This window comes from Rhodopila sp. (genome assembly GCF_965277165.1).
Lineage (GTDB): Bacteria > Pseudomonadota > Alphaproteobacteria > Acetobacterales > Acetobacteraceae > Rhodopila.
This window is the reverse complement of sequence record NZ_CBDICE010000005.1, coordinates 2,220,118-2,245,805: the sequence shown is the minus strand read 5'-3', so window position 1 is coordinate 2,245,805 and position 25,688 is coordinate 2,220,118. Positions and strand designations below refer to the sequence as shown.

27 protein-coding genes and 2 tRNA genes are annotated in these 25,688 nt (G+C 66.2%); 15 read left to right on the top strand and 14 right to left on the bottom strand.

The window, feature by feature from the left end; all coding sequences use genetic code 11:
- Positions 1-9: 9 nt before the first annotated feature.
- Entirely contained in the window at positions 10-759 is a 750-nt protein-coding gene (gene modA / locus ACQY4Y_RS11080) for a molybdate ABC transporter substrate-binding protein (RefSeq protein WP_428490604.1), read from the top strand.
- On the opposite strand, the gene ACQY4Y_RS11075 is transcribed toward modA, so the two are convergent.
- Together ACQY4Y_RS11075 and ACQY4Y_RS11070 are read right to left on the bottom strand one after the other, a co-directional pair.
- Positions 746-1,366, bottom strand: a complete 621-nt coding sequence (locus ACQY4Y_RS11075) for a TetR/AcrR family transcriptional regulator (RefSeq protein ID WP_428490603.1) — start codon at positions 1,364-1,366, stop codon at positions 746-748. The genes modA and ACQY4Y_RS11075 overlap by 14 nt on opposite strands.
- A 167-nt stretch (positions 1,367-1,533) precedes the next feature.
- Complete coding sequence (locus tag ACQY4Y_RS11070) at positions 1,534-2,490, bottom strand: acetyl-CoA carboxylase carboxyltransferase subunit alpha (protein WP_428490602.1); 957 nt, start codon at positions 2,488-2,490, stop codon at positions 1,534-1,536.
- Between the two features lie 225 nt (positions 2,491-2,715).
- Between ACQY4Y_RS11070 and ACQY4Y_RS11065 the strand changes: the two genes are divergently transcribed.
- Genes ACQY4Y_RS11065 through ACQY4Y_RS11055 form a run of 3 tightly spaced genes read left to right on the top strand, consistent with a single transcriptional unit; the run spans position 2,716 to position 5,019 of the window.
- The gene (locus ACQY4Y_RS11065; RefSeq protein ID WP_428490601.1) at positions 2,716-4,002 is read left to right on the top strand and encodes an Nramp family divalent metal transporter; all 1,287 of its coding nucleotides are present in this window, start codon (positions 2,716-2,718) and stop codon (positions 4,000-4,002) included.
- A gap of 38 nt (positions 4,003-4,040) precedes the next feature.
- Positions 4,041-4,487, top strand: a complete 447-nt coding sequence (gene mntR / locus ACQY4Y_RS11060) for a manganese-binding transcriptional regulator MntR (RefSeq protein WP_428490600.1) — start codon at positions 4,041-4,043, stop codon at positions 4,485-4,487.
- A gap of 34 nt (positions 4,488-4,521) precedes the next feature.
- On the top strand, positions 4,522-5,019 hold the full coding sequence (locus tag ACQY4Y_RS11055; RefSeq protein ID WP_428490599.1) for a GFA family protein: 498 nt from the start codon (positions 4,522-4,524) through the stop codon (positions 5,017-5,019).
- A gap of 2 nt (positions 5,020-5,021) precedes the next feature.
- On the opposite strand, the gene ACQY4Y_RS11050 is transcribed toward ACQY4Y_RS11055, so the two are convergent.
- The 3 genes from ACQY4Y_RS11050 to ACQY4Y_RS11040 all read right to left on the bottom strand — a co-directional run bounded on the left by ACQY4Y_RS11050 (position 5,022) and on the right by ACQY4Y_RS11040 (position 8,316).
- The gene (locus ACQY4Y_RS11050; protein WP_428490598.1) at positions 5,022-5,528 is read right to left on the bottom strand and encodes an aromatic-ring-hydroxylating dioxygenase subunit beta; all 507 of its coding nucleotides are present in this window, start codon (positions 5,526-5,528) and stop codon (positions 5,022-5,024) included.
- A gap of 2 nt (positions 5,529-5,530) precedes the next feature.
- Positions 5,531-6,796, bottom strand: a complete 1,266-nt coding sequence (locus tag ACQY4Y_RS11045) for an aromatic ring-hydroxylating oxygenase subunit alpha (protein ID WP_428490597.1) — start codon at positions 6,794-6,796, stop codon at positions 5,531-5,533.
- 128 nt (positions 6,797-6,924) lie between these two features.
- Positions 6,925-8,316: a hypothetical protein gene (locus ACQY4Y_RS11040; RefSeq protein WP_428490596.1), complete on the bottom strand. Its 1,392-nt coding sequence runs from the start codon at positions 8,314-8,316 to the stop codon at positions 6,925-6,927.
- A 244-nt stretch (positions 8,317-8,560) separates the two neighbouring features.
- Here ACQY4Y_RS11040 and ACQY4Y_RS11035 point away from each other — a divergent pair, with 244 nt between their 5' ends.
- Both ACQY4Y_RS11035 and ACQY4Y_RS11030 read left to right on the top strand, forming a co-directional pair.
- Positions 8,561-9,616 (top strand): NAD-dependent epimerase/dehydratase family protein, encoded by a 1,056-nt coding sequence (locus ACQY4Y_RS11035; protein ID WP_428490595.1) that lies wholly within the window; start codon positions 8,561-8,563, stop codon positions 9,614-9,616.
- Between the two features lie 72 nt (positions 9,617-9,688).
- Positions 9,689-10,918: an alpha/beta hydrolase gene (locus ACQY4Y_RS11030; protein ID WP_428490594.1), complete on the top strand. Its 1,230-nt coding sequence runs from the start codon at positions 9,689-9,691 to the stop codon at positions 10,916-10,918.
- Here ACQY4Y_RS11030 and ACQY4Y_RS11025 read toward each other — a convergent pair whose 3' ends face one another.
- Both ACQY4Y_RS11025 and ACQY4Y_RS11020 read right to left on the bottom strand, forming a co-directional pair.
- On the bottom strand, positions 10,919-12,121 hold the full coding sequence (locus ACQY4Y_RS11025; RefSeq protein WP_428490593.1) for an FAD-dependent monooxygenase: 1,203 nt from the start codon (positions 12,119-12,121) through the stop codon (positions 10,919-10,921).
- 49 nt (positions 12,122-12,170) lie between these two features.
- Positions 12,171-12,716 (bottom strand): hypothetical protein, encoded by a 546-nt coding sequence (locus ACQY4Y_RS11020; protein WP_428490592.1) that lies wholly within the window; start codon positions 12,714-12,716, stop codon positions 12,171-12,173.
- Between the two features lie 157 nt (positions 12,717-12,873).
- Between ACQY4Y_RS11020 and ACQY4Y_RS11015 the strand changes: the two genes are divergently transcribed.
- Together ACQY4Y_RS11015 and ACQY4Y_RS11010 are read left to right on the top strand one after the other, a co-directional pair.
- Complete coding sequence (locus ACQY4Y_RS11015; RefSeq protein ID WP_428490591.1) at positions 12,874-13,728, top strand: crotonase/enoyl-CoA hydratase family protein; 855 nt, start codon at positions 12,874-12,876, stop codon at positions 13,726-13,728.
- An 11-nt stretch (positions 13,729-13,739) separates the two neighbouring features.
- Positions 13,740-13,997, top strand: a complete 258-nt coding sequence (locus ACQY4Y_RS11010) for a FitA-like ribbon-helix-helix domain-containing protein (RefSeq protein WP_428490590.1) — start codon at positions 13,740-13,742, stop codon at positions 13,995-13,997.
- Here the strand turns inward: ACQY4Y_RS11010 and ACQY4Y_RS11005 are convergent.
- Positions 13,886-14,536: an MFS transporter gene (locus tag ACQY4Y_RS11005; RefSeq protein WP_428490589.1), complete on the bottom strand. Its 651-nt coding sequence runs from the start codon at positions 14,534-14,536 to the stop codon at positions 13,886-13,888. The genes ACQY4Y_RS11010 and ACQY4Y_RS11005 overlap by 112 nt on opposite strands.
- Before the next feature lie 55 nt (positions 14,537-14,591).
- The gene (locus ACQY4Y_RS11000; protein ID WP_428490588.1) at positions 14,592-14,732 is read right to left on the bottom strand and encodes a hypothetical protein; all 141 of its coding nucleotides are present in this window, start codon (positions 14,730-14,732) and stop codon (positions 14,592-14,594) included.
- A gap of 312 nt (positions 14,733-15,044) precedes the next feature.
- Here ACQY4Y_RS11000 and ACQY4Y_RS10995 point away from each other — a divergent pair, with 312 nt between their 5' ends.
- The 6 genes from ACQY4Y_RS10995 to ACQY4Y_RS10970 all read left to right on the top strand — a co-directional run bounded on the left by ACQY4Y_RS10995 (position 15,045) and on the right by ACQY4Y_RS10970 (position 18,965).
- The gene (locus ACQY4Y_RS10995; protein WP_428490587.1) at positions 15,045-16,133 is read left to right on the top strand and encodes a DUF2891 domain-containing protein; all 1,089 of its coding nucleotides are present in this window, start codon (positions 15,045-15,047) and stop codon (positions 16,131-16,133) included.
- A 504-nt stretch (positions 16,134-16,637) separates the two neighbouring features.
- Positions 16,638-16,856, top strand: coding sequence for a translation initiation factor IF-1 (infA, locus tag ACQY4Y_RS10990; protein WP_158924133.1), 219 nt, complete (start codon positions 16,638-16,640; stop codon positions 16,854-16,856).
- A gap of 18 nt (positions 16,857-16,874) precedes the next feature.
- Entirely contained in the window at positions 16,875-17,477 is a 603-nt protein-coding gene (locus ACQY4Y_RS10985) for a Maf family protein (protein ID WP_428490586.1), read from the top strand.
- The gene (locus ACQY4Y_RS10980; RefSeq protein WP_428490585.1) at positions 17,474-18,601 is read left to right on the top strand and encodes a ribonuclease E/G; all 1,128 of its coding nucleotides are present in this window, start codon (positions 17,474-17,476) and stop codon (positions 18,599-18,601) included. The genes ACQY4Y_RS10985 and ACQY4Y_RS10980 overlap by 4 nt, the downstream gene beginning before the upstream one ends.
- Positions 18,594-18,776 carry a DNA gyrase inhibitor YacG gene (gene yacG / locus ACQY4Y_RS10975; protein ID WP_428490584.1) on the top strand — a complete coding sequence of 61 codons (183 nt, stop codon included), beginning with the start codon at positions 18,594-18,596 and terminating at the stop codon, positions 18,774-18,776. The genes ACQY4Y_RS10980 and yacG overlap by 8 nt, the downstream gene beginning before the upstream one ends.
- Positions 18,777-18,889: 113 nt before the next feature.
- Positions 18,890-18,965 (top strand) — tRNA-Phe (locus ACQY4Y_RS10970).
- A gap of 253 nt (positions 18,966-19,218) precedes the next feature.
- On the opposite strand, the gene ACQY4Y_RS10965 is transcribed toward ACQY4Y_RS10970, so the two are convergent.
- The 5 genes from ACQY4Y_RS10965 to ACQY4Y_RS10945 form a co-directional block, all read right to left on the bottom strand.
- The gene (locus tag ACQY4Y_RS10965) at positions 19,219-20,280 is read right to left on the bottom strand and encodes an OmpA family protein (RefSeq protein ID WP_428490583.1); all 1,062 of its coding nucleotides are present in this window, start codon (positions 20,278-20,280) and stop codon (positions 19,219-19,221) included.
- Positions 20,281-20,451: 171 nt separating this feature from the next.
- Positions 20,452-20,544, bottom strand: a tRNA-Sec gene (locus ACQY4Y_RS10960).
- 19 nt (positions 20,545-20,563) lie between these two features.
- On the bottom strand, positions 20,564-21,955 hold the full coding sequence (gene selA, locus ACQY4Y_RS10955) for an L-seryl-tRNA(Sec) selenium transferase (protein ID WP_428490582.1): 1,392 nt from the start codon (positions 21,953-21,955) through the stop codon (positions 20,564-20,566).
- A gap of 43 nt (positions 21,956-21,998) precedes the next feature.
- Entirely contained in the window at positions 21,999-22,898 is a 900-nt protein-coding gene (locus ACQY4Y_RS10950; RefSeq protein WP_428490581.1) for an alpha/beta fold hydrolase, read from the bottom strand.
- A 308-nt stretch (positions 22,899-23,206) separates the two neighbouring features.
- Entirely contained in the window at positions 23,207-24,697 is a 1,491-nt protein-coding gene (locus ACQY4Y_RS10945; protein WP_428490580.1) for a carbohydrate porin, read from the bottom strand.
- Between the two features lie 128 nt (positions 24,698-24,825).
- Here ACQY4Y_RS10945 and ACQY4Y_RS10940 point away from each other — a divergent pair, with 128 nt between their 5' ends.
- Complete coding sequence (locus tag ACQY4Y_RS10940) at positions 24,826-25,686, top strand: metal ABC transporter solute-binding protein, Zn/Mn family (protein WP_428490579.1); 861 nt, start codon at positions 24,826-24,828, stop codon at positions 25,684-25,686.
- Positions 25,687-25,688: the final 2 nt, after the last annotated feature.

Here is a 25,688-nt window from a genome sequence, read left to right as displayed (position 1 = left end):
CGAGGCGTCATGCGTATTCTACTATTCCTGCTACTGATCCTGGCCCCGTTGCAGGCCCGGGCACAGACCCTGACAGTCTTCGCAGCCGCCAGTTTGACCAACGCGATGCAGGACATCTCCGCGCTATGGGTGAAGGCCGGACACCCGGCTCCGCGGCTGTCATTCGATTCCAGCTCCACCCTGGCGCGCCAGATCCAGCAGGGTGCGCCGGTCAACGTGTTCGCCTCGGCCGACGAGAAGTGGATGAACTACCTGGCGAAAGACAAAATGATCGTGCCGGATACGCGCCACGACCTGCTGGGCAACAATCTCGTGTTGATCGTGCCGGCCAATCATCCGGTCCACGTCAAGATCGGTCCCGACTTCGACCTGTTGTCGCTGCTGGGCCCGAACGGCCGGCTGTCCACCGGCGACCCGGCGCATGTGCCCGCCGGCATCTACGCCGAACAGGCGCTGCGCAAGCTGGGCCTGTGGGACAAGGTCTCCTCGCGGATCGCCGCCGCCCCCGATGTGCGCTCCGCCCTGTTGCTGGTGGAGCGCGGTGAGGCACCCGCCGGCATCGTCTACAGCACCGATGCCGCGATTTCCAAGGCGGTCGCCATCGCCGGCGTGTTCCCCGCCAGCAGCCACGATCCGATCACCTACCCGTTCGCCGTGGTGAAAGCCGGCGACACGCCGCAGGCGCACGCCTTCCTGACCTTCCTGTCGAGCCCGGCGGCGCGCGCGGTCTGGGTCAAGCGCGGCTTCAAGGTCGAGTAGGCACAGGCGACCCGCTTCCCGGCAACTGTCCACCCGCCAGTTGCAGGGCGAAGTGCGCCAATTTCTCGCCCACCGCCTCGATCGGCAATCGTCCGCCGGGTTGGTACCAGGTGTAGGCCCAGCTCACCATGCCACCGATCGCCAGGGCGGCGAGGCGGACATCGACGATACCGAACTCGCCGGCGGCGGAGCCTTCCTCCAACAGGTCGCTCAGCATCCGGTCGAACCGCTTGCGCAGCGCGTTGATCTCCGCCAGGCCGGCTTCCGACAGGTGCTTTTCCTCGCGGAAATACACCGCGATATTGGCCTGCCGCTGCAGCACCACCTGGCTGAAGTTAATGATCCCATCGAACAGCCGTCGCGACGCCGGACCGGACTGCGTGGCCGCATCCGTGATCGCGTCCAGCGACATCTCGATGGTCGGACGGCAGATCGCCTCCAGCAATTCCACCTTGCTGCGAAAATGCGTGTAGATGAACGGCTTGGTCACCCCGAGCGCGCCGGCGATATCGTCCAGCGTGGTGCCGCTGAAGCCGCGCTCATAGAACAGCTTGACCGCTTCTTCCAGAATGCGCTCTCGTTTGTAGGCTGTTATTTCTTCGCGCATTGCTTCTGACCGAAAACCTTCAAGGACTCGCAACCGGTGGGGAATGGTTGCGGTGACCCGGGGAGAAGCTTGCCAGGATTCCGCGGTTTCGGCCATACGCGCCACCACCGCGGGCCGGACGCGGCTCCCGTCCGCGGCGTCAGTACCCGACCGCGGCGTGGCCAACCCTATGAGATCGCCTCGCGTCCCATGCCGAGGAATTTCTCCCGGCGTCGGCTTCGCAACGACGAGGCATCAACCCCGTTCAAGCTGCTCAGGGCGTCCTCGATCGCCATACCCACCGACTGAACCGTGCCGGCTCGATCGCGTTGCGCCCCGCCCAGCGGTTCGGCCACGATCTGGTCGATCAGCTTCAGCCGCAGCAGGTCCTCGGCGGTCAACCGCAGCGCCTCCGCCGCCTGCGCCGCTTGCGCCGCGTCGCGCCACAGGATGCTGGCGCAGCCCTCGGGAGAAATCACCGAATACACCGCGTGCTCCAGCATCAGGATACGGTCGCCGGAGGCCAGTGCGATCGCGCCGCCGGAACCGCCCTCGCCGATGATGGTGGCGATGATCGGCACCGGCGCCTCCAGGCACGCCTCGATCGAACGAGCGATCGCCTCGGCCTGGCCCCGGGCTTCCGCCTCGATGCCGGGGAACGCGCCGGAGGTGTCGACGAAACTCAGCACCGGCAGGCCGAACCGCCCGGCGAGCTCGACCAGCCGGCGTGCCTTGCGGTAGCCTTCCGGACGCGCCATGCCGAAGTTGTGCTTCACCCGGGATTCGGTATCGGTGCCCTTTTCGGTGCCCAGCACCATCACCGGACGGCCGTGCAAACGACCCATTCCGCCCAGCACGGCGGCGTCGTCGGCGAACGCGCGGTCACCGGCCAGCGGCGTGAACTCGGTGATCAGCCCGTCGATGTAGTCCTGCGCCTTCGGCCGATCCGGGTGACGCGCCACTTGCGTCTTCTGCCACGGCGTCAGCCGGGAATACGTGGTGCGCAACTGCTTGTCGGCCACCGAGGTCAGCCGGGACACCTCATCGGCTATGTTGATGCCGTCTGGCTCCGACATCCGCCGCAGTTCCTCGATCTTGCCTTCGAGTTCGGCGATGGGTTTTTCAAAGTCGAGGAAATGACGCATGGGGCGGGGGCTTTAGCACACTTCCCGGCCCGGGAAAGCCGGCAGCGATCACCCGCCCGTTACTGACGCCAGGGGGTGCTGACGGACGGTGGTCAAACAAATTCAGGGTTGACTCCGGCCGAACGTCACCAAACTGCTCGACTCGAAATGTAGCCTAGACTACATTCTGTGTTGAAAGGCGTATTATATGGCGCAAGCTTCATACCGGGCAGGATCGACCCGTCGGTGAGCCACGCGGCGACGCGTCCGAACCTGTCCGACCGCACCGCACAAGCCGGCCAGATCGCGCTCGGCGGCGGGCGCCGGGGTTTGCGCGGGCTGCTGCCGTTCGTCGGCCCGGCGGTGGTCGCCTCAATCGCCTACATGGACCCCGGCAATTTCGCCACCAACATCCAGGCCGGCGCCCGGCACGGCTACATGCTGCTGTGGGTCGTGCTGCTGGCCAACATCATCGCCATGCTGTTCCAGGCGCTGTCCGCCCGTCTCGGCATCGTCTCCGGGCATAGTCTTGCCGCGCTATGCAGGATGCATTTCCCGCGTCCCCTGGTGATCGCCATGTGGCTGGCCAGCGAGGTCGCGGCGATGGCCACCGACCTGGCGGAATCGATCGGTGCGGCGATCGGCATCAGTGTGCTGTTTCACCTGCCGTTGCTGACCGGGCTGCTGATCACCTTCGCCATCACCTGGGCACTGCTTAGCTTCCAGAGCCGCGGCTTCCGCCCGATCGAACTAATCATCACCGGTTTTGTCGGCGTGATCAGCCTGGCCTACCTGGTGGAACTGTTCATCGCGCCACCGCAATGGGGCCAGTTTTTCTACCATAGCGTCGTGCCACAACTCGCCGGACCGGACAGCGTTACGCTGGCGGTCGGCATCGTCGGCGCCACCGTGATGCCGCACGCGATCTATCTGCACTCGGCGATGATGACCGATCGGGTCAGCCCGCGTTCGGACAGCGAGCGGCGGCGGTTGATCCGCTACTCCAACGCCGAGGTGCTGTTGGCCCTGACCCTGGCCGGCCTGGTCAACATGGCGATGGTGGCGATGGCGGCGACCATGTTCCACAACGGCCATGCCGATGTCGGCGAGATCGAGGCCGCCTATCATACCCTGCTGCCGCTGATGGGCGTGGTCGCGGCCGGCGCCTTCATGACCTCGCTGCTGGCGTCGGGACTGTCGAGTTCGGTCGTCGGCACCATGGCCGGCCAGGTCATCATGCAAGATTTCGTCGCGGTCCGCATCCCGATGTGGCTGCGCCGAGCGGTGACCATGGTGCCGGCGGTGATCGTGGTGGCGATCGGGGTCAACGCGACCGACGCTTTGGTGATCAGTCAGGTGGTGCTCAGCCTGGTGCTGCCGGTGCCGATGATTGCGCTGCTGGTGCTGATCCGCCGGCCGCAGGTGATGGCGGGCTTCGCCATCAGCCGGCCCATGCAGGTCATGGCCGCGGCGGCGACGGCGCTGGTTCTGCTGCTGAATGGTGTCCTGCTGTTGCAAAGTTGGCCGAATTAGGCAGACCTTCACCGGATAAACCAGCGATGTCAGCCTCCATGAGCGATCTCCCGAGCCGTTCCGCCGCGGCGCTGCCCGAGGAACCGACCCAGGCCAGCCGATTCGGCAAGGCGCGCACCGCCCAGTCGGGCGCGCTGCTGGAGGATTATGTCGAGCTGATCTCCGACCTTCTGAGCAACGGCGGCGAGGCCCGCCCGACCGATATCGCCCGTCGGCTCGGCGTGGCGCACGCCACCACGATCAAGACCATCGGTCGCCTGAAGCGCGAGGGACTGGCGGTGGCCAAGCCGTACCGCGGCGTGTTCCTGACCCGAGCCGGCGAGGACCTGGCCGCCAGGGTGCGCGCTCGGCACCGCGTGGTGGTCGACTTGCTGCTGGCCGTGGGCGTCCCGTTCGAATCCGCCGAGTCGGACGCCGAAGGCATCGAGCACCATGTCTCGGAGGCGACGCTAGCGGCGTTCGAACGCTATCTGGCGCAGGGGTGAGTCCCGCCCGAGCAGCGGCAGGACGAACAATGACATGAACGGCCAATCCGCAACCCCCGCCGACCGAGGCCCGCATCCCCTGCCGCTGACCGGCGGCTGTCCGTGCGGCGCAATCCGTTACGAGATCAACGCAGCTCCGCTGTTGCTCTATGCATGTCACTGCACCAACTGCCAGCGCCAGTCCGGCGCGGCGTTCGCGATGAATATGCCGGTTCGCACGGAGACATTTCGCATACTGCAGGGCGAACCGAAAGCGTGGCGCCGGCTATCCCCCGAGGGCGTCGAAACGGTCTCCTGGTTCTGCGCCGATTGCGGCGGCCGCATCCACGGCAGCCGGGCCGATCGGCCCGAATCAGTCACGGTGCGCGCAGGCGGGTTGGACGACACATCCTGGTTGGTTCCCGCTTTCCACATGTTCGTCCGGAGCGCCCAACCGTGGCTCCAACTGCCGGCACGGGACTGTTACGATACTGCTCCAGATGATCGTCGCATGCGGGCAACGGCGTGGCAGACCATTTGGAGCGCGTCCTGACACTATAGCGGAATCGCCAGCAGCGTATCGAATCGTTGGCTGTCGCACACCACCACCCGTTCGGCATACCGTAACGACCCCGTAGCGTCCGGCCGCAATCGGTCCCGATAAATCCCAGCCGCGAAGATCATCATCTGACCATCACGCATGGTGCGAACCACCAGGAACGATGTCTCCGCCGAGATCTCCCCATCCGCTTCGTCGGCGATCAGCGGCAGACCCAGCACGTGACGATAACGCTGCTTCTCATAGATGTTGGCCTGGCGCAGCGCGGCGATCCGATCCACCAGCATGGCCTGTGAATCGGCATAGATCAGCCCGGCCTGATAGCCCTTCTCGTGGTTGTCGGCCGTGGTCACCTTGTACAGGCACCGATCGAGGAAAAATCCCGGCCAGTCCTCGAACCGCCCGGAATCAAGCGCCGCTGCGTAGGCCCCGTTCAAGGCCGCAACGCGCAGCATCGCGGCATCCGCATCCGGCGGCATCGCGGCATCCGCGCCCGACAGCATCGTCAAATCCCCATCTGCGCGCGCCAGGCCTTCCAGAACCCGCGCACTGAAGCCTCGGTGGCTCGGGTTTCGCTGCCCTCGGCCGTCGCGCCGCCCATCTCGACCACCGAGGATTGCCGATCCGCCGCCGCTATGCCGCGCTGCACGAAGCCGCCGACCGCGCCATCCTCCATCGACACGAAACCGGCCGGACCCGCCAGGTTGGACTGCTTCAATCGCATCGCCCGCAATTCCGGCGTATCGTCAGCGAAACCAAGATAGGTCCAGTGCAGATCCATGCTGTCCACACCCCTGGGAACGATCTGGCGCACCGCCAGCGCATTGTGGATCTGCTGCAGAATGAAGCCTGGAAACACCGAAAGGATCTGCAGGTTGATGTTGTCGTTGAACTCGGCCACGGCGTGCATGAACGACGGGTCGCGCAATTGGAAGCCCTGGTTGTCGGCGCGCATCCCAGCGTAGCTGTCGTCTTGGGTTGGCGCCGCCGCCCCCCCTGCCGCCGCCCCCCCTGCCGCCGCCAGCGTCGTGCTGGCGTGCGCAACGCCGGTGTCGCCGACCATGACGCCGCCGCCCTGACTCAGCCGGGTGATGCGGAACGTGGTGAAAAAAGTGTGCAGCAGACTGGCGTGATAGGTGTCACGCACGTTCTCCATGTAGAGTTTCCAGTTGCACGGCAGTTGCTGGGTGAAGCGGCCGATTACCTCGACCTTCTTGTGCAGCACGCGGCGCAGCCGACCCAGCACTTCGGGGCCGATATAATCCTCGATGCCGGGACCCTCCGGCGCCAGGGTGGCAAACACCAGACCGCACAACGTGGCGGTGCGCAGCTTGCGTGGGCCGTGCGCCGCCATCTCGAAGTCGTCCGGCATACCGCCCTTGCCGTTGACGCCGCGCCGGAACGCCACCGAGGTCAGGTTGCCGCGCAAATCATAGCGCCAGGCATGATAGACGCACTGGAAGTCCTTCACCGACCCGCCATCCTCCAAGCAGATCAGCGCACCGCGATGGGCGCATCGATTCTCGAACGCGACGATCTCGCCATCCTCGGCGCGCGCCACCACCACCGGCATCGCGCCGATCATCGAGGCGCGATAATCGCCGGAGTTCGCCACGTCGATCTCCGGGCACACAAAGTGCCAGGCCGGTCCTTCGAATATCCGCCCCTGTTCGTCGTGCGCCACCGCCTGATCGCGGTAGACCCAGTAGGGCACCCGCGTCAGCCCGGCGGGCCAGGTCCCGCTTGTTGCTTCGCGCACCGGTTGATCCATCGCAAACCTCCCCGACGTTTCAGTTTGGTATTGCGCCCCAGCTTACACCACGGTCGCACCGGGTGAAACGGCGTTGGGATTGACCTGGATCGACGATAGCGGCAGTCCGGCAAAGGCCGCCTTACCGATCAAACCGGACCGTGCCGCCCCAGCAGGTTGCGCGCCGCCGTCAGCGCGGCGGTGACCGCGGGGCGGCGGTAATCCCACATCGGATCGCGGTCTGGCGGAAGGATCGCCATCGTCGCGTTGGCCTCGAACAGCAGCAGCGATCCATCCGCCGCCAAGGCAAAATCGACACCGCCATAGTCGAGCCCCAGCGTCGCCTGGATCTTGCTCAGCGCCGCCATCGCGCGACCGCCCAGCACCGCCGCCATGTCGTCCAGGAAACTGCGTTCCTCGTCGCGAAACGCCGGATTTTCGGCCATTGCGGCAGTGAAGTAATGCACCTTCCAGTCGGCCGAGATCGCCAGATGCAGCGGATACAACGCGCCTCCAATGAACATCACCCGGTATTTGCGCGCCATCCCGTCAGCCCCACGCGCATCGAGGTATTCGATCGCCAATGGTTCGCCGGGCAGCAACGCAGCCGCGTCGGCCAGTCCAGCGGCTGTCTCCACCCGAACGAAATGTTGCCCGGTATGATAGCCCGGACTGCGCAGCAGCAGCGGAAACCCGATCCGCGCAACGTCAGACAAGCCGCCGATACGTGGTGTCATTACATCGGTAATGGCACCTAGCCGCCGCGCGTTTTCCTGCCGGCCAGTGGACCCGACCCGCCCCGGCGCATTGATTACTGGTGCGGTGCTGCCGGCGACGATCCGTTCCGCGTTCGCCAGTGCATGGGCGCAAAGGTCGGCGTCGCCGATCGCGTTGACGATCAACGCATGCGCCGGCAACGGATCGCCGGGGTCAAAGAAGTCCGCATACACCGCCGTCACCGCGAATACGCGGTCGTCGATCCAGTGCTGCGTCGGGATATTGCCGCCGACCGCCGCCGCCAACAGCAGCAGAGCGACGCCCGCCCCGCCGCCGCGATAGCGCCGCCGCACCACCGCGCGCCCGGCGAAGCCCTTGCGCCAGTGTTCGGCGGCATCCTCCCCACTCTCGGCCAGGATCCGCGCGAGGCCCTGATGCGCCTCCGCCAGATCGGGATCGACCGCAAGCGCCGCCTGATAGTGGCATCGAGCCGCCTGCAGGTCGCCGGCTTCGCTCAGCAGAAAGGCGTATCCGACCTGGGCGACCTTGCTGGCGGGATGAAATTGCACCGCCTGGCGATAGGCATCACGCGCGGCGGACACAAAACCGCTGGCGTGGGCCAGCGCTCCAAGCTCGGTCAGTCCGCCGCAATGCGTCGGATCAGCCCGCAGCACATCGATATAGGCAAGTTTCGCCGCTTCGTCGTCACCCCTCGCCAACAGGTCGCGGGCGCGGCGCAATGGGTCGAGTGTCATGCCGCGGCGCCATGCCGGTGCCGGAACCACCGCCGATGCCGAAGCGGCGAACGCTGACGCTTTCGGCATGGATGGAAAGGCAGCTCGCCGCCGCGCTTTTCCGTCTCCGACGAGGTGCCGGCGGTACCCATGAGGCTGATGCGACCTCTCCGGTTGGAGCCAAACAGCGCGAAACTACCGGCCAACCCCTAACCAACCGTTAACCACCGACAGCGGCGAACGCGCGGGGCCAGCGCGGCTGAACGTCGCCCAAGCTGGACAGCGGACCTAAATGCGACGACGCTCAATAGCCTCGTCATCGGATAACGACACCATGGCCGGGCAACGACACGCCTTCATCCTGGGCGGAACCGGACAGATCGGCCGGGCGGTCGCACGCGATTTGCTTGCCGCCGGCTGGAGCGTCACGTTCTCCCATCGCGGCCATCGCCCCGCACCGCGCGACCTTATCGAGCAAGGTGCCAGGGTCGTGACCCTGGAACGGGACCGAGACGAACTCGCGCGGACGCTCGGCTCCGGCGCCGACGCTTTGATCGACACCACCGCCTACAACCGAGACCACGCCAGCCAGTTGATCGCCGTGCAGGCCAGCATCGGCTGTTTCGTCGTGGTTTCCTCGGCCAGCGTCTACCGGGATCAACTCGGCCGGACGCTGGACGAGGCGGCCGAGACCGGCTTCCCGGACCTGCCCGACCCGATCCCTGAAACCCATCCGACGGTCGATCCCGGACCGACGACCTACTCGACGCGGAAGGTGGCTCTGGAGCGCCATCTGCTGGACGCCGCCTCCCCTCCCGTCACGATCTTGCGGCCGTGCGCGATACACGGCCCGAACTCCCGCCACCCCAGGGAGTGGTGGCTGGTCAAGCGCATGCTCGACCGCCGCTCGGCGATACCGCTGGCACACCGGGGCACCAGCCGCTTCCACGCCTCGGCGGTTGCCAACATCGCCGCGGTGGCCCGCATCGCCGCCGAAACGCCGGGCAGCCGGGTGTTGAACATCGCCGACCCCGATGCGCCGACGGTGGCCGAGATCGCCGCCCACATCGCGCGGCACCTCGACTACCAGGGCCGGATCGTGGCGGTCGATGCCCCGGACGATTCCCCGCTGATTGGCCGGACACCCTGGTCGGTGCCGCGACCCTTTGTCCTCGATTGCCGGACGGCCGGAAGTTTGGGCTATGTGCCGGCGACAAGCTATGCCGATGCCGCCGGGGCAATGTGCGGCTGGCTAGTCGAGGACGCAGCGAATGGTGATTGGCGGCAACGCTACCCGGTCCTTGCCGCCTACCCGTGGGACCACTTCGACTACGAAACCGAAGACGCGTTTTTCCGCAACCACGGAGCATCCGGGGTGCGTCATCCGTGACCATCGCGCATGCGTCCGGCCGGGCGTGATGCGCGCCGCGTCGTTGCATCCAAGATGACATTGTACCCACGAATGACGTTGCACATACGAAAGACGTTGGCACTGGCCGCCGCCATCCTGTTCGCCGCGATCACCCTGGCGCGGGCCGCCCAGGTGCCGGCGCCCGATCCGCGGCAAGGCGATGGCGGCGTCTCGGCGTTCTACACCTGGGCCGGTGACATCCCCGCCGCACCAGGACAGATGCTGCGCACCGAGCCGCTCGACCCGGCGCTGGGACTGGCGATGGCGGGCCAGCAGGTCCGCATCCTCTACAGTTCGACCGACGGCATCGACACCAAGACGCCGGTCGTCGTGTCGGGCGCCTATTTCGCGCCCAAGGGCACCCCGCCCGCGGGTGGCTGGCCGCTGGTCGCCTGGGCACACGGCACCACCGGGATCGCCGACGTCTGCGCTCCGTCATGGACGCCCCGGTCGCCGCGCGATGCCGAGTATCTCAATACCTGGCTCGCGCAGGGCTACGCCATCGTCGCCACCGACTACCAGGGACTCGGCACGCCCGGACCGCATCCCTACCTGGCGGTGCGGCCCGAGGCCTTCAGTGTGCTGGACAGCATCCGCGCCGTTTTGAAGGCGTTCCCCAACGTCGCCAACCGGGTCGTCGTCATCGGCCAGTCGCAGGGCGGCGGGGCGGCCTTCGCCACCGCCGGCATCGCCCCATCCTACGCGCCTGACATCAACATCCGCGGCGGCGTGGCGACCGGCGTGCCGTTCCTGGGACCCGCCATGTTGCACCCGCGGCCGACCCCGCCGGACGTGGCCGATCCGACGGTCGCCTACGCCCTCTATCTAGGCATCATGATCCAGCAGCGCGATCCGGCGCCGGCAGACGATCAACTGGTCACCGCACGGGCGTTGCCGCTGTTCGAACAGGCCCGCACGCTATGCGTCGGACCGCTGTTCCACGCCGTGCGGCAGGCCGGCCTGAACCGCGGCAACACGCTGACACCGGCGTATCCAAAGGCGCTTGCGGCGGTGCTGCCGGAGCTGGAATTCTCCACCGTCAAGCTGACCCAGCCGCTGTTCGTCGGCACCGGCGCGCAAGATCATGACGTCACTCCGGCGGGCCAGTTGGCGCTGGTGCGCAACGCCTGTGCCGAAGGGTCGACCGTGCAGGCGCATCTCTACGCCGGGCTCGATCACGGCCAGACGGTGAACGCGTCGCTGAAGGATTCGCTGCCGTTCGTCCGCAAGGTGCTGGCCGGGCAACCGATCCAATCGATCTGCGAGCCTACACCGCAGTAGCTACAGCGCCACGGTCAGGGCATCGTATTCGTACAGCCAATCGTAGCGCTGCTTGACCTTCTCCGGCAGGAATTCCCGCTCGACATAGGCGGCCGCGCCCTCCGGACTGCCCAACGCCGGGTTGTGAAAGCGCTTGGTGTTGTCCGACGACCCGCGCACGATCGCCGCGGTGCGTTGCAGCCGGGCGTACTGATAGCGCCGCAGCGCTGCCTCGGGGTTTTCGTCGATATCCAGGCAGCGGGCGATCACCACCGCGTCTTCCAGCGCCATGTTGGCGCCCTGGGCGAGAAACGGCAGCGTCGGATGCGCCGCGTCGCCCATCACGCACACCGGGCCCTGGGCGTAGCGCGGCAGCGGATCGCGCCCCAGCAGAGCCCATTTGTAGGGCGTATCGATGTTGCGGATGATGGTCTTGACGTCTTCGTGCCAGTTGGCGAGGTCGCGCAGGCATTCCTCGCGGCTGCCGGGCTGGTTCCAGGATTCCTCGCGCCAGTCATCGCGCTCCACCACGCCCACGAAGTTCAGCAGTTCGCCGCGGCGCAGTGGATAGGTCACCACATGGCCGCCGACGCCCATCCAGTTGGCGCCGACCAGGCGCCGCTGATGCGGCGGCAGGCGCTGCATCGGCACCAGGCCGCGCCAGGCCATGATGCCGGTGAAGTGCGCCGCGCCTCCATGCGCCGATCCTAAGCCGAACATCTGCTGGCGGATGCGGGAATGCACGCCGTCGGCGCCGATCAGCAGATCGCCGCTGGCCTGGGCGCCGCTGGCCAGGTGCAGGGTGACCGCCGCGCCGGTCTGGTCAAATCCGACGCAGCCGTCGCCGGCGCGGATCGCATCGGGACTGGCAGCGCGCACGGCGTCCAGCAGCACCCTGTGGAAGTCGCCGCGATGCACCATCCAGTACGGCGCGCCGAACCGCTCGACCGAGCTCTCGCCAAGGTCGAAGGTCGGCCAGCTCTGCCCGGTGGTGCCGAGGCGGACCTCCTTGCCGACGGCGGCGCAGACCACTTGCTGCATCGTGTCGCGCAGGCCAAGCGCGATCAGCAGGCGGGTGCCGTTGGCCCCAAGCTGGACGCCGGCGCCGACCTCGCGCAGTTCGCTGGCTTGCTCGAACAGGCGCACCCGGTGGCCGCGCCGCAGCAGCGCCAGCGCCGCGGTCAGGCCGCCGAGGCCGGCGCCGGCGATCAGGATGTCAGCCATCAGTTCCCCCCGTTCCTGGTCAACAGCATGTCGGGCAAAGCGGCGTGGGTCATGCCCCCGACCCCAGCCGGTCGAGCACCGCCGCGACCAGGTCGCGCACCGGCGCCTTGGTGTCGAGACGCAGCACCGGGGCCGGCTGATCGACCAGCCAGGCCTCGTGCGTCAGCAGGCCGCGGCTCATCGATCCGGTGGTGTCGTAGGCTTCGGCCCAGGCAATGAAGCCGGCGCTGGTCGCGGCCATGTCGCCGCCCGGCAGGATGCGGGCGCCGAACCGGGCCGCCTCGCGCCGCCGCAGCCGCGCCATGCGCAGCACGTGATCCAGCCGCAGGAAGACGATCAGGTCACAGTGCGGCTCCAGCGCCGCCGCCCACTCGGTCGCCGCGCCGGAAAACACCCAGTGACCGACCGCCGGCAGCGTTTCCACCAGCAGTGCCAGCCGCTGCTCGGGCGGCCGCACCGTCGAATAGGGCGGATCGGTCGGCAGCCAGTACAGGCTATCGGAATCGACATGCGGCACCCCCAGGCGCCGAGCCAGCGCCGAACCGAGGGTGGAGGTGCCGGAGCCGGCCGCCCCCAGGATGCGAATCCGAGCCATGCGGCGCGGATTAGCGCAGCACCGCGGCTTTCGTCCAATGCCGGGGCAGTGTGAATCAACGCCGAGCTTATCCGCGAGGTCGCCACCGGCAGGCTCCGGTCTTGCCGTAACCGCTGTCCGGGGTTCTGATCCAGCCCACACCTAACGGAGGACACGCATGGAATTCGAACAGATCGGCTTCGAGGTCAAAAACAGCACCGCCATCGTCACGCTGAACCGGCCGGAGCGGCGCAATGCGCTCAGCGCCAGGCTGCTACGCGAGTTGAACGCGGCGCTGCGCGAGGCGGACGAATACAACCCGGTGCATTGCGTCGTGCTGCGCGGCGCCGGCCCACACTTCTGCGCCGGAGCCGACCTGAACGAATTTTCCGCGGGCCGCGGTCCTGACTATCGCGGCCGCACCGAGATCGACGACGACGTCTGGCGGCTGGAGCAGGGCCAGCGGCTGCGGGTCGAGCTGTTCGACATGCACAAGCCGGTGATCGCCCAGGTACATGGCACCTGCATCGGCATCGGCACCGAGTTGGCCTGGTTCTGCGACATGATCATCGTCGCCGACGATGCCCGCATCGGCTTCCCGCCGGTGCGTGACCTGGGCACGCCGCCGGGCAGCATGTGGCTGTATCACTGTGGCCCGCAATGGGCGAAGCGACTGCTGCTGACCGGCGATTCGCTCAGCGGCAAGGACGCGGCCGAGATCGGGCTGGCGCTGAAATCCTATCCGGCGGATCAACTGGAGGCCGAGGTCATGCGGCTGGCCGACCGCATGGGCCTGGTGGACCCGCATCTGCTTTCCGCCAACAAGCGTCTTGTCAACCTGGGCCTGGAGCTGATGGGCGCGCGCACCATCCAGCGCATCGGCGCCGAGATCGACGCCCGCGGTCACCTCGCGCCCAAGGCGATGGCGTTCAAGGCGACGATGCGCGAGCATGGCGTGAAGCACGCGTTCCGGCATCGCGACGCGGCGTTCGGCGGTGGTTATGCGGCGGTTCAGGGACGCGACCCGGAGTAGAGCTGTTCGAGGTGTTGCACTCGCGTGCGGCACCTACACCTGGACACGGCCGCAAGTTCCCAAAATGGAGGACTATAGGAGGATCTGCGGTGGCGACCTTGAACATCAAAAGCCTGCCCGATGATCTGCACGAAAAGCTCAAAGCCCGCGCCAAACGTCAGCGTCGATCGGAGGCGCAGGAGGTCATCAGCCTTCTGGGCGCCGCGCTCGACCCGCCCGCCTTGTCCATCATGGACCTGCGGGGTCTCGGCGCGTTGGCAGGATGTTGACGCCGCAGCGCATGTCGAGACCGAACGCACTTCATGGGATTGATGGACGATCTCGGGTCGGGCCGCATCGGGGTCGATACCGCGATCTTCATGTATTTCATCGAGGGGACGCCGCTTTGGCTGCCGCTGATCACACCGTTGTTCCGCGCCGCGGACAGGGGACAGCTCGAGTTAGTTACGTCGTCAATAACGTTACTGGAGGTGCTGGCGAGCGCCGTCCCGGTCAGGAAGGTCGAGGCCAGCGGCCAGAACGGTGATTTCATGCCGTAGAACCCGGACGTCGCCAGCGAGAACGCCGCCAGGACCCACAGGCTGTCGGGCAGCATCGCCGCCAGCAGCATCCCGATCGTCGCCAGGCCGCAGGTCACCACGAGGGTCCAGTAGCGATCGGCGATCCTGTCCGACAGGTGCCCGCACGAAACGATCGCGATGGCGCCGAACAAATAGGGGATCGCCGTCAGCAGCCCGGCCTGCGTGTTGGTGACCCCGATCGCCTTCAGGATTTGCGGCAGGAACAGCACCGTCCCCACCCCGGCCATGCCGATCCCGCCGAAGACAGGACGCCGAACGAGCGCACCTGCTCGATCGCATGGGTCACCACGCAAGGCGCCGTCGAGCCAATCGCGCTGCTGGGGGGTGAGCCATTTTTGCCTCGGCCGGCCGCACCATCAGCCAGAACAGCACCGCCACGCCGACCAGCGCGGTCGCGGCCGACAGCAGGCCCCAGGAGATCATGATCCGAGCGATCCAGAGCCGCGCGCCGACGCGTTCGAGGATGATGTTGGAGGGAACCTCCAGCAGGCAGCAGCCCTAGAAGAAGGCGCCCGCGGCCAGCCCGTAGACCGATGCGCTCAGACCCAGATCGTGGTTCATCGTCAACGCCGCGAAGCTGACATTGATGCGGTCGACGTAGCACAGGATGTAGAGCAGGAAGCAGCGGTACGAGGCGCAGATGGATTTTCCTCAGTGTCGTCCGCTCCAGACTCGAGGTCCCGGATGCATCCATGGTCGTCCCCCTCGGCGTCTGGTCGTGTTATTGTGAAGACGATGTCATTCAACCGCGGACGGACGCAAGCCGTATCGCCGGACGTCGGATTTGCCTCGATCGAGATGGTGGCCGGCGCGGCATTGCCCGAGCGGGCTGAGAGGCCTCATGGTGCCCCGATGACCCCCGACCTCGCCAACCGTTTCGCCGCGATCGCGCTGGGCCATGTCGGCCGCGAATACCCCAATAAGCTGGACCATGTGCTGGCCGGCCCGGACGATGCCCGAAGTCCCCGGGCGCTGCACCCGGTGTTCTACGGCAGCTTCGACTGGCACTCCTGCGTGCATGGTTACTGGATGCTGGCCTATCTTTACCGCCGCTTTCCGACGATGGCGAACGCCAGCGCAATCCGCGGCCTGTTCGACACCCACATCGTCTCTGAACGCATCGCCGGCGAATGCGCCTACCTTGCTCGACCTTCGAGCTTGGGTTTCGAACGCCCCTACGGCTGGGCCTGGCTGCTCAAGCTGGCCGCCGAACTGGCCGCGCACGAGGCACCGGAAGGCCGCGCGTGGTCCACCGCGTTGCAGCCTCTGGCGACCATCTTCGCCACTCGGTTTCGCGCGTTTCTGCCGCTGGCCACTTACCCGATCCGCGCCGGGGTGCATTCCAACACCGCCTTCGCCGCTCGCCTTGCGTTGGACTATTCGGACGCGGCGTTGCGGAGCTTGCTGATCGAGACGGTGCGGCGCTGGTACGGCGACGACGCGGGCTGCCAGGCGTGGGAGCCGGGCGGCGACGAGTTCCTCTCGCCCGCGCTGATCGAGGCCGAATGCATGCGCGCCGCTCTGCCCGAAGCGGAGTTTCGTTCCTGGTTCGCGGCATTCCTGCCAAGGCTCGGACAGCGCATGCCGGCCGCCTTGTTCGCGCCCGTCACCGTCAGCGACCGCGCCGACGGCAAGATCGCGCACCTGGACGGACTGAACCTGAGCCGAGCCTGGTGCTGGCGCGCGCTGGCGGATTTCACTCCCGATCCTGGCGCGGCGCGGCGCTCGGCGGAGGCGCATATCGAGGCCAGCCTGCCGCATGTCAGCGGCGAATACATGGGCGAACACTGGTTGTGCAGTTTCGCGACCTTGGCGTTGGGGTGAGGTTTTCCGGAGGCGCGGGACGCACGAGGTCGGGGGGCGGCCGATCCGATGTCGGTCCTGTTGGGTTGATCGTCAATACGAAGGACCAACGAGGGCGGCGGAGCGCCACGCAGATCGATGCGGCCGCGGCATCGCGGACTGACCGGACGCGGCATCTGGTGAGGAGCGAGGCGCGCCGCGTTCTGGGTCAAAGTGGTTCCGGCCAAGTGGCGTTGGCGCTCATTCAAGGTAACGAACCGCGGATGCGCAACGATCCTCGAATCAGCGATGGTCCGCGGCGTTTCGTCGTCTGATCGGAATGTCTACTCCGTGGGCCTGCTTTGGCTGCGTGTTGAAATCGACCAAAAAGAGGCGGCACACGCCTGTTGGGTTCAGCCATGTCGGACCAAGTTGCGCGGTCCACCGCGGGCACCTTCGCCGGCCGCCGCGGGCCGTCCGACACGACTTGACCTCACTCGCCGCGAACCTCATGTTCCGGCCTGTTCAACCGAACCAAGAGGCCTGATGTCAAAAGAGGACATGATCGAATTCAGCGGCACGGTGATGGAGCTCCTGCCCAACGCCATGTTCCGCGTCAAACTGGATAACGAGCACTCCATCCTTGCCCACACCAGTGGCAAGATGCGCAAGAACCGGATTCGCGTTCTGGCCGGCGACCGGGTCAACGTCGAGATGACGCCCTACGACCTTTCCAAGGGCCGCATCACCTTCCGTTTCAAGTAGTGCGCGACCACTAGGCGGGTGAAGCCGCTGCCGCTGATCCTGGCCTCGTCCAGCCCGCGACGACTGACGCTGTTGAAGCAGATCGGCATCGTGCCGGATCAGGTCGTCTCTCCCGACATCGACGAAACCCCTGTCCGCGATGAGTTGCCGCGTCGGTATGCGCAGCGCATGGCGCGCGCCAAGGCCGCCGCCATCGCGTCCGCCGATCATCTGGTGCTCGCCGCCGATACCGTGGTTGCCGCCGGGCGGCGCATCCTGCCCAAGGCCGACAGCGCCGAGCAGGTCCGCGCCTGCCTGACGCTGTTGTCGGGGCGCCGTCATCGGGTGATGACCGCGATCGTCCTAATGAGACCGCCGGCGGCCCAGCCGGTCCCGGATATCACGCGGCAACGCACCGAACGCCTGGTCGAAAGCATCGTGACCTTCAATCGCCTGACCGAGGCTCAGATCGAAGCCTACGTTGCAACCCGCGAGGGTGAGGGCAAGGCCGGCGGCTACGCCATCAATGGGCAGGCCGCCGGCTTCGTGCGTTTCCTGTCCGGCAGCCATTCCGCCGTCGTCGGTCTGCCGCTGTTCGAGACCGCGCAATTGCTGCGCGGCGTCGGCTGGCACCTGCCGTGACGGTTTCGATCCGCGTCGCCTCCAGCCCTGGCGAGGCGCGGATCGCGGTGATCGACGAGGATCGCTTGCTGGACTATGCGCTATGGCGTCCAGGCGCCCCTGACGGGGTTGGCGATGTGCATCGCGGCCGAGTTATCGCCCATGTCCCCGCCATCGCGGGCGGCTTCGTCGCGTTGACCGACGCCGAGGGATTTCTGCCCGACAGCGAGGGCGCCAAGGGGCTGAGTGCCGGGACCATGCTGACCGTTCGCGTCACACGCGCCGCCCAGGGCGGCAAGGGTCCGCGGCTGACCGCCAGGCTGGACGGGCCGACCGCCGCCGGGCCGATCGCCGCCGGGCCGATCGCACTGCTGCGGCGCGGGCCCGATCCGGTGACCCGACTTGCCGCGCGTTATCCCCGCGCGCCGGTGCTGGTGGACGATGCCGGCCTGGCTTCCGCGCTGCGTGGCCTGGGTCAGCGGGTCTCGGTCGCGCCACGGGGCGCGGCGATCCTTGACGACGAGGTCGCCGAGGCGATCGACGCTCTTGCCCAGCCGATCGTCGAGCTTCGTGGCGGTGCCCGCTTGTCGATCTGGCCGACCCCCGCATTGGTCGCCATCGACGTCGACGCAGCCGCCGCGCTGACTGGTTCCGGCGGCCCGGGCGCTCGGCACGAGGCGCTGAATCGGGTCGCCGTTGCCGCGGTGGGCGAGCAGATCCGGCTGCGGAATTTGTCGGGCGGTATCGTGGTCGACCTGGCCGGACTGTCGCCGCGCAAACGATCGGTCTTGGCACCCGATTTCGTCACCGCCCTGGCAAACGACCCGTTGAGTCCCAAATTTCTCGGCTTTACCGCACTTGGCCTGGCTGAAATCGTGCGTGCCCGGGTGCATCCGCCATTGCACGAGCTGTTGGCGGGACCTCTGCCTGCGGGACTGTCGGCGCTGCGCGCGGTGATGGCGGGCTTCGACCAGGATCCGCGCGCGCTGCCGGCGGTGCGAGCCCATCCCGGGGTCGTATCGGCGCTGCAGGCAGATCCGGCCGCGCTGGCCGACTTTGCTCGGCGCACCGGCCGGGCGGTGACATTGCGATCAGACCCATCCCTGCCGGCGACGGTCTGGGTGCTGGAGAAGGACAATGGCTAAGTCATCATCGAACTGCCCGATCTGCGGGCGCCGCTCTTCCGAGGCGACCCTGCCGTTCTGCACGCCGCGCTGTCAGGAGGTCGATCTCGGCCGCTGGTTGACCGGCATCTATCGCATTCCGGGGCCGCCGGCCGAATTGGACGAGGACCCGCCGCCATCGCCCGAGGCGGCGTGATCGGGTGGCGCGGTTTGCCGGCCCAAGGGGCGCTTGATCGGATGGCGGGCATGGGTTATGCAGCCGCCCTCCGCGATGGTGACGCGATGCCCCCTCCGCGATGGTGACGCGATGCCCAGGTAGCTCAGTTGGTAGAGCATGCGACTGAAAATCGCAGTGTCGGTGGTTCGATTCCGCCCCTGGGCACCACTAGCAAGCGATTTGGCGTGCGGACCTATTGCCAGAGAGGTTTCGCGGCAATCGCGCGCTTTCTGTTCGATGAAGCGGCGTTCCCATGCTGGCCGAGGCCGGACGCGGCGCTCGCCTCGTTCCAAGCAGCCAGAGCAAAAAAAGATGGCATAATGAGCGCGCCAGGGTCTTACGTTTACAGAATTATCGGCTGGCATTGGCATAAAAAAGGGGCGCCCGCGGGCGCCCCCATTCTTCAGTCCGGTCAGCCGACTTACTTGATGATGATTTCGACGCGCCGGTTCTGCGGCTCGCGAACACCTTGGCCGGTCGGAACCAGCAGATGGGTTTCGCCGAAGCCCTGGATCTCGATCGCGCTCTTGGGCACGCCGTCCTTGACCAGTTCCCCGGCCACGGCGTTGGCGCGCCGCACCGACAAACCTTGGTTGTAGCGCGCGGTCCCCGAGGTATCGGTGTAACCGTTGACCTCAAGCTGGGTGTATTGAACCTTGGTGGAATTCGCCGCCGCCTCGGACACGATCTGGCGGGCGCGATCGGTCAGCGTCGCTTTGTCCCAGTCGAAGAACACCAGGTAGGAACGCGAAACCGGGGACGCCGGCACTGGCGCGGCGACCGGAGCGGCCGGCGGCGGAGCGACGCCAAAGTTGTAACGCAAGCCGATCAGGATGGTGTGGTTGAAGTCGTCGTCCAGCCTGATCTTTCCGGGGACGCCATTGACCTGGCCGGGGTAGTTGCGGTGGTCGACCAAGCCCAGGAACCGGTAATCGGCGGTCAGCGCCAGACCCGGTACTGTTTCGATGGGCACGGCCGCGCCAAGGATAGCCTGATAGGCGATACTGCCATCGGTCCTGGTGCCGGCGGTAGAGGCAAAGCCAGGGCCGCTGGCGTGCAGATTCCGCTCCTGCGTCCAGATGTAGCCGCCACCGACGCCGACGTAAGGCTGGACAGGAAGTGACGGGAACAGACCGTCGAGACCATAAATCACGTTGATCATCGGGCCGAACTTCTGTTCCTGACCGCCGGCGTTGGCGGTGCCCGACAGACCCTTGATGGTGTTGTAACGATAGGTCCCCTCGAGTTCTACTCGCAGCCCATTGCCTAGGCCGTAGCCGATGTCGAGATCAGCCGCTGGGCCGACGCGGGTCTGAAGGTGACCACCGGCACCAAACCCTCCAGCAGCGACCTTGGCGGTTTCATCATGCATGATGTTCACACCGCCGCCGCCCCCGATGTAGAGCCCGGTGATCGGCTGGGCCTTCGCGGCAACCGGCAGCGCCAGGACCGTGGCCGCCAGCAAAGCATTGCGGAACTTCATAGATACTCTCCTCAGATTCTCGACCGATGCGGGGGAGGTCCAAGAAAACCGAGCGGCCTGCCCTTTCGCTGTTATAACCATAGCGGTCCGTCCCAAGCATAGCGAGAGGCTCGGAATCGAAAACGCCACACTGTTGCGATTAGGCCACAGATCGTTCGCAGCGCGGCGGGGCGGAAGAGAGCAGGAGTCGAACCTGCCCAGGACCGCTGAGCAGCCCCAACCGGGTTTGAAGTCCGGCCGACCCACCGGGGCCGCTTCTCCTCCGTTCGGCAGTATCTTCCGGCTAGGTCAACTGCGCAATGAAGCCGGCCTCGTCGCTGGCCTCGAGGCATCGGCAGTCCAGGATCAGTCGGCGCCGGGCGATCCTGCCGATCACCGGGCGAGGCAATGCGCGCAGCAGTTTCGCAAGGTTTTCCAGGCCGGCGCCGCCGATGGTGACGGCGAACGAGGGCAGCAGGTCGACCGGCAGGGCACCCGATCCAATCTGGCTGCGACACGCCACGGTAGCGATATCGCGGTCCGGCCAATGTTGTGCCATCACCGAACCGATGCGTTCCGCGGTGGCTTGGATGTCGGCTTGCGGTCGCGTCAGCAGCCGTAGCGCCGGCAGGCGTTCGGCGAGCCGATCGGGATCGGCATAGATGCGCAGCACCGTTTCCAGCGCCGCGAGACGGGCTTTGTCCAGGCGCAGCGCGCGCTTGAGCGGATTTCGATTGATCGCCGTAATCGCGATTTTATTACCAACGATCAATCCTGCCTGCGGACCGCCCATCAGTTTGTCGCCGGAGAAGGTGACGATATCGGCCCCGGCGTGGAGTGATTGGCGCGGCGTTGCTTCGTGCGGCAGACCCCACCGCTCGAGGTCCACAAGGCTGCCGCTGCCCAGGTCCTCGATCAGCGGAATGCCGGCTTGATGGGCGATACGGCCAAGGGTTTCGGTCGACACCATCGCAGTGAAGCCGACGATCGCGTAGTTGGCCTGGTGCACGCGCAGCACGGCAGCCGTCGTTTCGGGGATGATGGCATCGGCATAGTCTCGCGCATGGGTGCGGTTGGTGGTGCCGACCTCGCGCAAAGCAGCGCCGGAGCGGCCGATGATATCGGGGACGCGGAACGAACCGCCGATCTCGATCAGTTCGCCGCGCGAAACGAGCACCTGCTTGCCCAGCGCCAGCGTGTTGAGGGCCAGCATCACGGCGGCGGCGTTGTTGTTGACCACCGTTGCCGCTTCCGCGCCGCTCAGTTCGCACAGTAACGAGCTGACGTGGTCATCGCGTTCGCCGCGCCGGCCGGTGGCGAGATCGAATTCCAACGAGGTGGCGTTGCGCAAAGCCTCAGCCGCGGCTTCGGCCGCCTCGGGCGGCAAGGTCGAGCGGCCCAGGTTGGTATGCAGGACCGTTCCGGTCATGTTGAAAACCGGGCGCTGGGACATCGCGGACTGGGCGGCGAGACGGCCGGCGGCCTGATCGACGATTGCCGCGAAGGTGGCGTCGCCGAGGACGCCGAAGTCGCCGGCGGCGCGCCTGGCCGACAGCACTTCGCGCAGCGCCGCGGTGACCGCGGTGCGGCCGAAGCGGATCAGCAGCGGTTCGGTCCGCGGGGCTCGCAGCAGCGCATCGATCGACGGTAGCGGGCTGGCATGTTGGACCATGGCGGCGGCATCGTAAGCTGGCATTGCCGGTGGGCATAGCGGGCGGCAAGCCCGCGGTCGCTCGGCTTTATGAGGACGCATGGCCCGGCTTGCCGCCGGGCCAAAGCAGGAAGGGCGCGATTACGCGCGTGACGTCGTCGGGAAATTCCTCATGCACGCCAAGCTTTCCGTTCGGCAGAACGCACGACTGAACCGAAGAAAGCGTGCCAAGCGCCTGCATCTCGGCGCGGGATTTCGGGGGAGTTTGTTCCGTATACGTCAGCAGGATGGGAACGCCAGCCTGTTGCGTCAAAGCGAGGAACTCGGCCCGGCTCGTCACTCGGTCCAGGCCGCCGGTGATGAAGGCGGCGGTGCCAAAGCGCGCGCCGGGAGCGTTGATCACGCGCTGTTTCTCGAACCATCCGTGTTCCGAAAGCGTGTCACGATGGCTATAGACGTGCCCGGCCAGCATCATGCGCACGACGAAGGGGTTGACGTTGGCGCGGTAGAGCAGCGGCCCCGTCAGCGGCATCTCGATCGCTCGTCTGATGCCGGCGAACCGACGATGCCGACCGCCGATCATGGTCGGCAAAGGGCCTCGCCAAGTGGGAGCGATGAGCACAAGCCGATCGAGCCTTCCCGGATGATGCGCGGCATGGTGCAGCGTGTAGGTCGCGGCGTGGCCGGCAGCGACGACCATGCTAACCTCCGGAATGATGGCGTGTAGCAGGTGATCCAGGAAGCCGGACAGCGCGTCCGGTGTCCAGCGCAGATGGGGTCGTTCCCCCGCACCAAAGCCGGGCCAGTCGACCGAGATGACGCGCATGACCGAGGCCATGCGATCCATCAGCGGGGTCATTTCGGCGCGCGTCGAAATTGAACTCAGCGCCGGAAGCAACAGGACGCCCGGGCCGTCGCCACGCTCGTCGAGACCGACGACGATGGACTTCCCGCACCACGACCACTCGACCTGCCTTGACGACGCCATCATGCGGTCAGCTGGCTCTGGCAATGGACAAGACCGACCTGGGATGCCGCGATAACCGCAAATCGCCCAGCGCGCGCGACCGGTGCGGGATCCGGGGAGCCGGCACTGAGATTTGTTGCTTTGAACATTTCCACTGCCATTCGGTGCTTGGGTCTATTCCGTCGCGAGCGCCGCGGTGACGCGAAGATCGAGCCGGGTCATCCAAGACCATATTACGACTCCGACCTCGGGAACCAGCGCCGCATCGAGCACGCCTGCGGAGAGGCCGACGGCTGTGCCCGAGCTGGGCCTCAGTTTGGCGGTGGCGTTCAAAACGTCACGCTGGTGCGCAAACCAAGCACCATTTCGTTGCCTACTCGTTGTCCGGGGATCAGCGGGTTAGCGACGCCACCGCCGGGCGTGAACACATATTGCAGGTCGGGCTGAAGGATCCACCAGGGCGCGATCTGGGCTTGGTAGGTCAGTTCGATGAAGCTCTCGCTGGAGCGGATTGGCACGCCCATCCCCGAGAATAGCACCGCGTCCTTGTCCAGGTTCGAGGCGGCGTTGCTGACCCGCGCAAAGCCATAGCCGAGCCCGACCGAGTCATTGTCGCGGCCATGGAATGGCGCCTTCAGCGTGATGCCGGCGTTCAGGGCAAAATTGAGCAGATTGCGATCCCCTGGGCCGCCCATGATCCGGGCAAACACGCCAACGGCGCGCGCGCCTTGCGCGTCGGGCCGCCAGAGCATCTGGTCCATCACGCCATAGATGCCGAAATTGCCTTGCCGCATCAGCGGACTGCCGCTGCTGGCGGGATCGGCGAGAGAGATTCCGACGGCATCGAAACGCTGGTCCGGGAATGACCCGGTATCGTAATATACCCCCAGCTTGTATAGCCCCGGCAGACCGGACGCCGCCGCTGCGGCCTGTGACGCAGCAGAAGGTGGCGGGTTCAAGGCGTATTGAACTTCGGCGATGAACAACGCGCCGGTGCCGGTGTTAAATCGAGTGCCCGACCGCTCGGCGCCCCGAAGTTGGCTATCGTCGGCGAACGGGCCGCCGGGTGGATTGTCGTCGAACACGCCACCCAGCACGGTAAGCTTATCGCTCGGTTGTCCGCGAAGCCGAACCCCCAAGGAGGACAACGGATAGGCCGGACCGCCGGCGTATAGGTCAAGCGATGGAAGAGCCGGCCAGCCCATCATCGTATTGATGAACAGGCTTGATCCCTGACTGGTTATGAATTCCTGATCCAGGCTCTGTTGTCCGATTTTTATGTCGAATTTGCCGTCCAGGAAACCCTGTTGATACCACAATTCCCACAGCCGCGTCGTGCGTTCGGCCTCGATACCGCTGGCGGTCTGGATTGTCAGCAGATTGTCGGTGCTTAAATTGCGGCCGTGGATCTGGAGCGCGCTGACGTTGAAGACACCGTTTGGCAGGCCGAAGGCCTTTTCGGTGTCGACACCAACGCTCATCAGGGTCAGGCCATCGTAAGCGGCACCGCGATGCACGCCGCCGGTGACGTTGCCGAGCACTTCGCTGGTCTCACTGAGGCCGAGAGAAATGCCGTGATCCGCAAGCAGTGATCGCAGGCCGCCGATGTCTCCAAGCAGGTTTGCACGCTCCCACAATCCGGTTGAACCTACTGCCGAGGCTGCCCCGGCGCCGGTCTGACCGGGTGTCGGGTTGGCTTGCTCCGACGGCGCGGCGGACCCGGGGTGACCGTTGGGAGTGGTCTGGGCTATCGCCGGCAACGCCCAAAGCAGACAAGCGGCGCCCCCAGCCACGCGCTTCGAGGCCCAACGATGCGGCATGCTGGCTTCTCCTTCGAAAGGCGACCAGGCTGCTTGTACGTTATAGCGTTGCACATCCTGGACAGGGTGGACGCTATGTTATAGCGTCTCATGACTCAAGCACCCTCCGTGCTTGCCCGGAGTTCAGTATGAACAAATTTTTCGTCCTGGCCGCACTCGTCGTTTTACTGGCGGCGCCGGCATTAGCCGCGGCTCCGATCAACATCGTTGCGGCGGAAAACTTTTATGGCGATGTCGCGGGCCAGATCGGCGGCCCGGAGGTGAAGGTGACGAGTATCCTGACCAATCCCGACCAGGACCCGCATCTGTTCGAAGCGAGCCCATCCGTTGCGCGCGACATTTCGGCGGCTCGGGTCGTCATCTACAGCGGCATCGATTACGACCCGTGGATGAAAAAGCTGTTGGAGGCGGCACGCAGCCCGAACCGCACGGCGATCGTGGTGGCCGAGCTTGTCGGCAAGAAACCCGGTGACAACCCGCACATCTGGTACGATCCGGTGACGATGCTGGCGCTGGCCAAAACCTTGGCGAGTGATCTGGGCAGCGCCGATCCCACCCACAAGGCCGACTACCAGCAACGTTTGGCGCGGTTCCAGCAGTCCGTGCAACCGATCCAGGCCAAGATCGCAGCGCTGCGCGGGCGACTGGCGGGCACACAAGTGACGGCGACCGAACCGGTGTTCGGCTACATGTTCGCCGCGCTCGGGATGGACGTGCGCAACATGGCGTTCCAGATTTCGGTGATGAACAACACTGAGCCAAGCGCATCCGATGTCGCCGCGTTCGAGAGCGACCTCAAGACGCGCCAAGTAAAGCTGCTGATCTACAACAGCCAAGCGTCCGATCCGGTCGCCGAGCGGATGGAAAAAATCGCCGAGGCCTCACACGTCCCGGTTGTCGGCGCGAGCGAAACCGAGCCGCCTGGCAAGACTTACCAGGCCTGGATGCTGGGCGAACTTGACGCCGTCGATCACGCGCTGCCGAAGTAGCC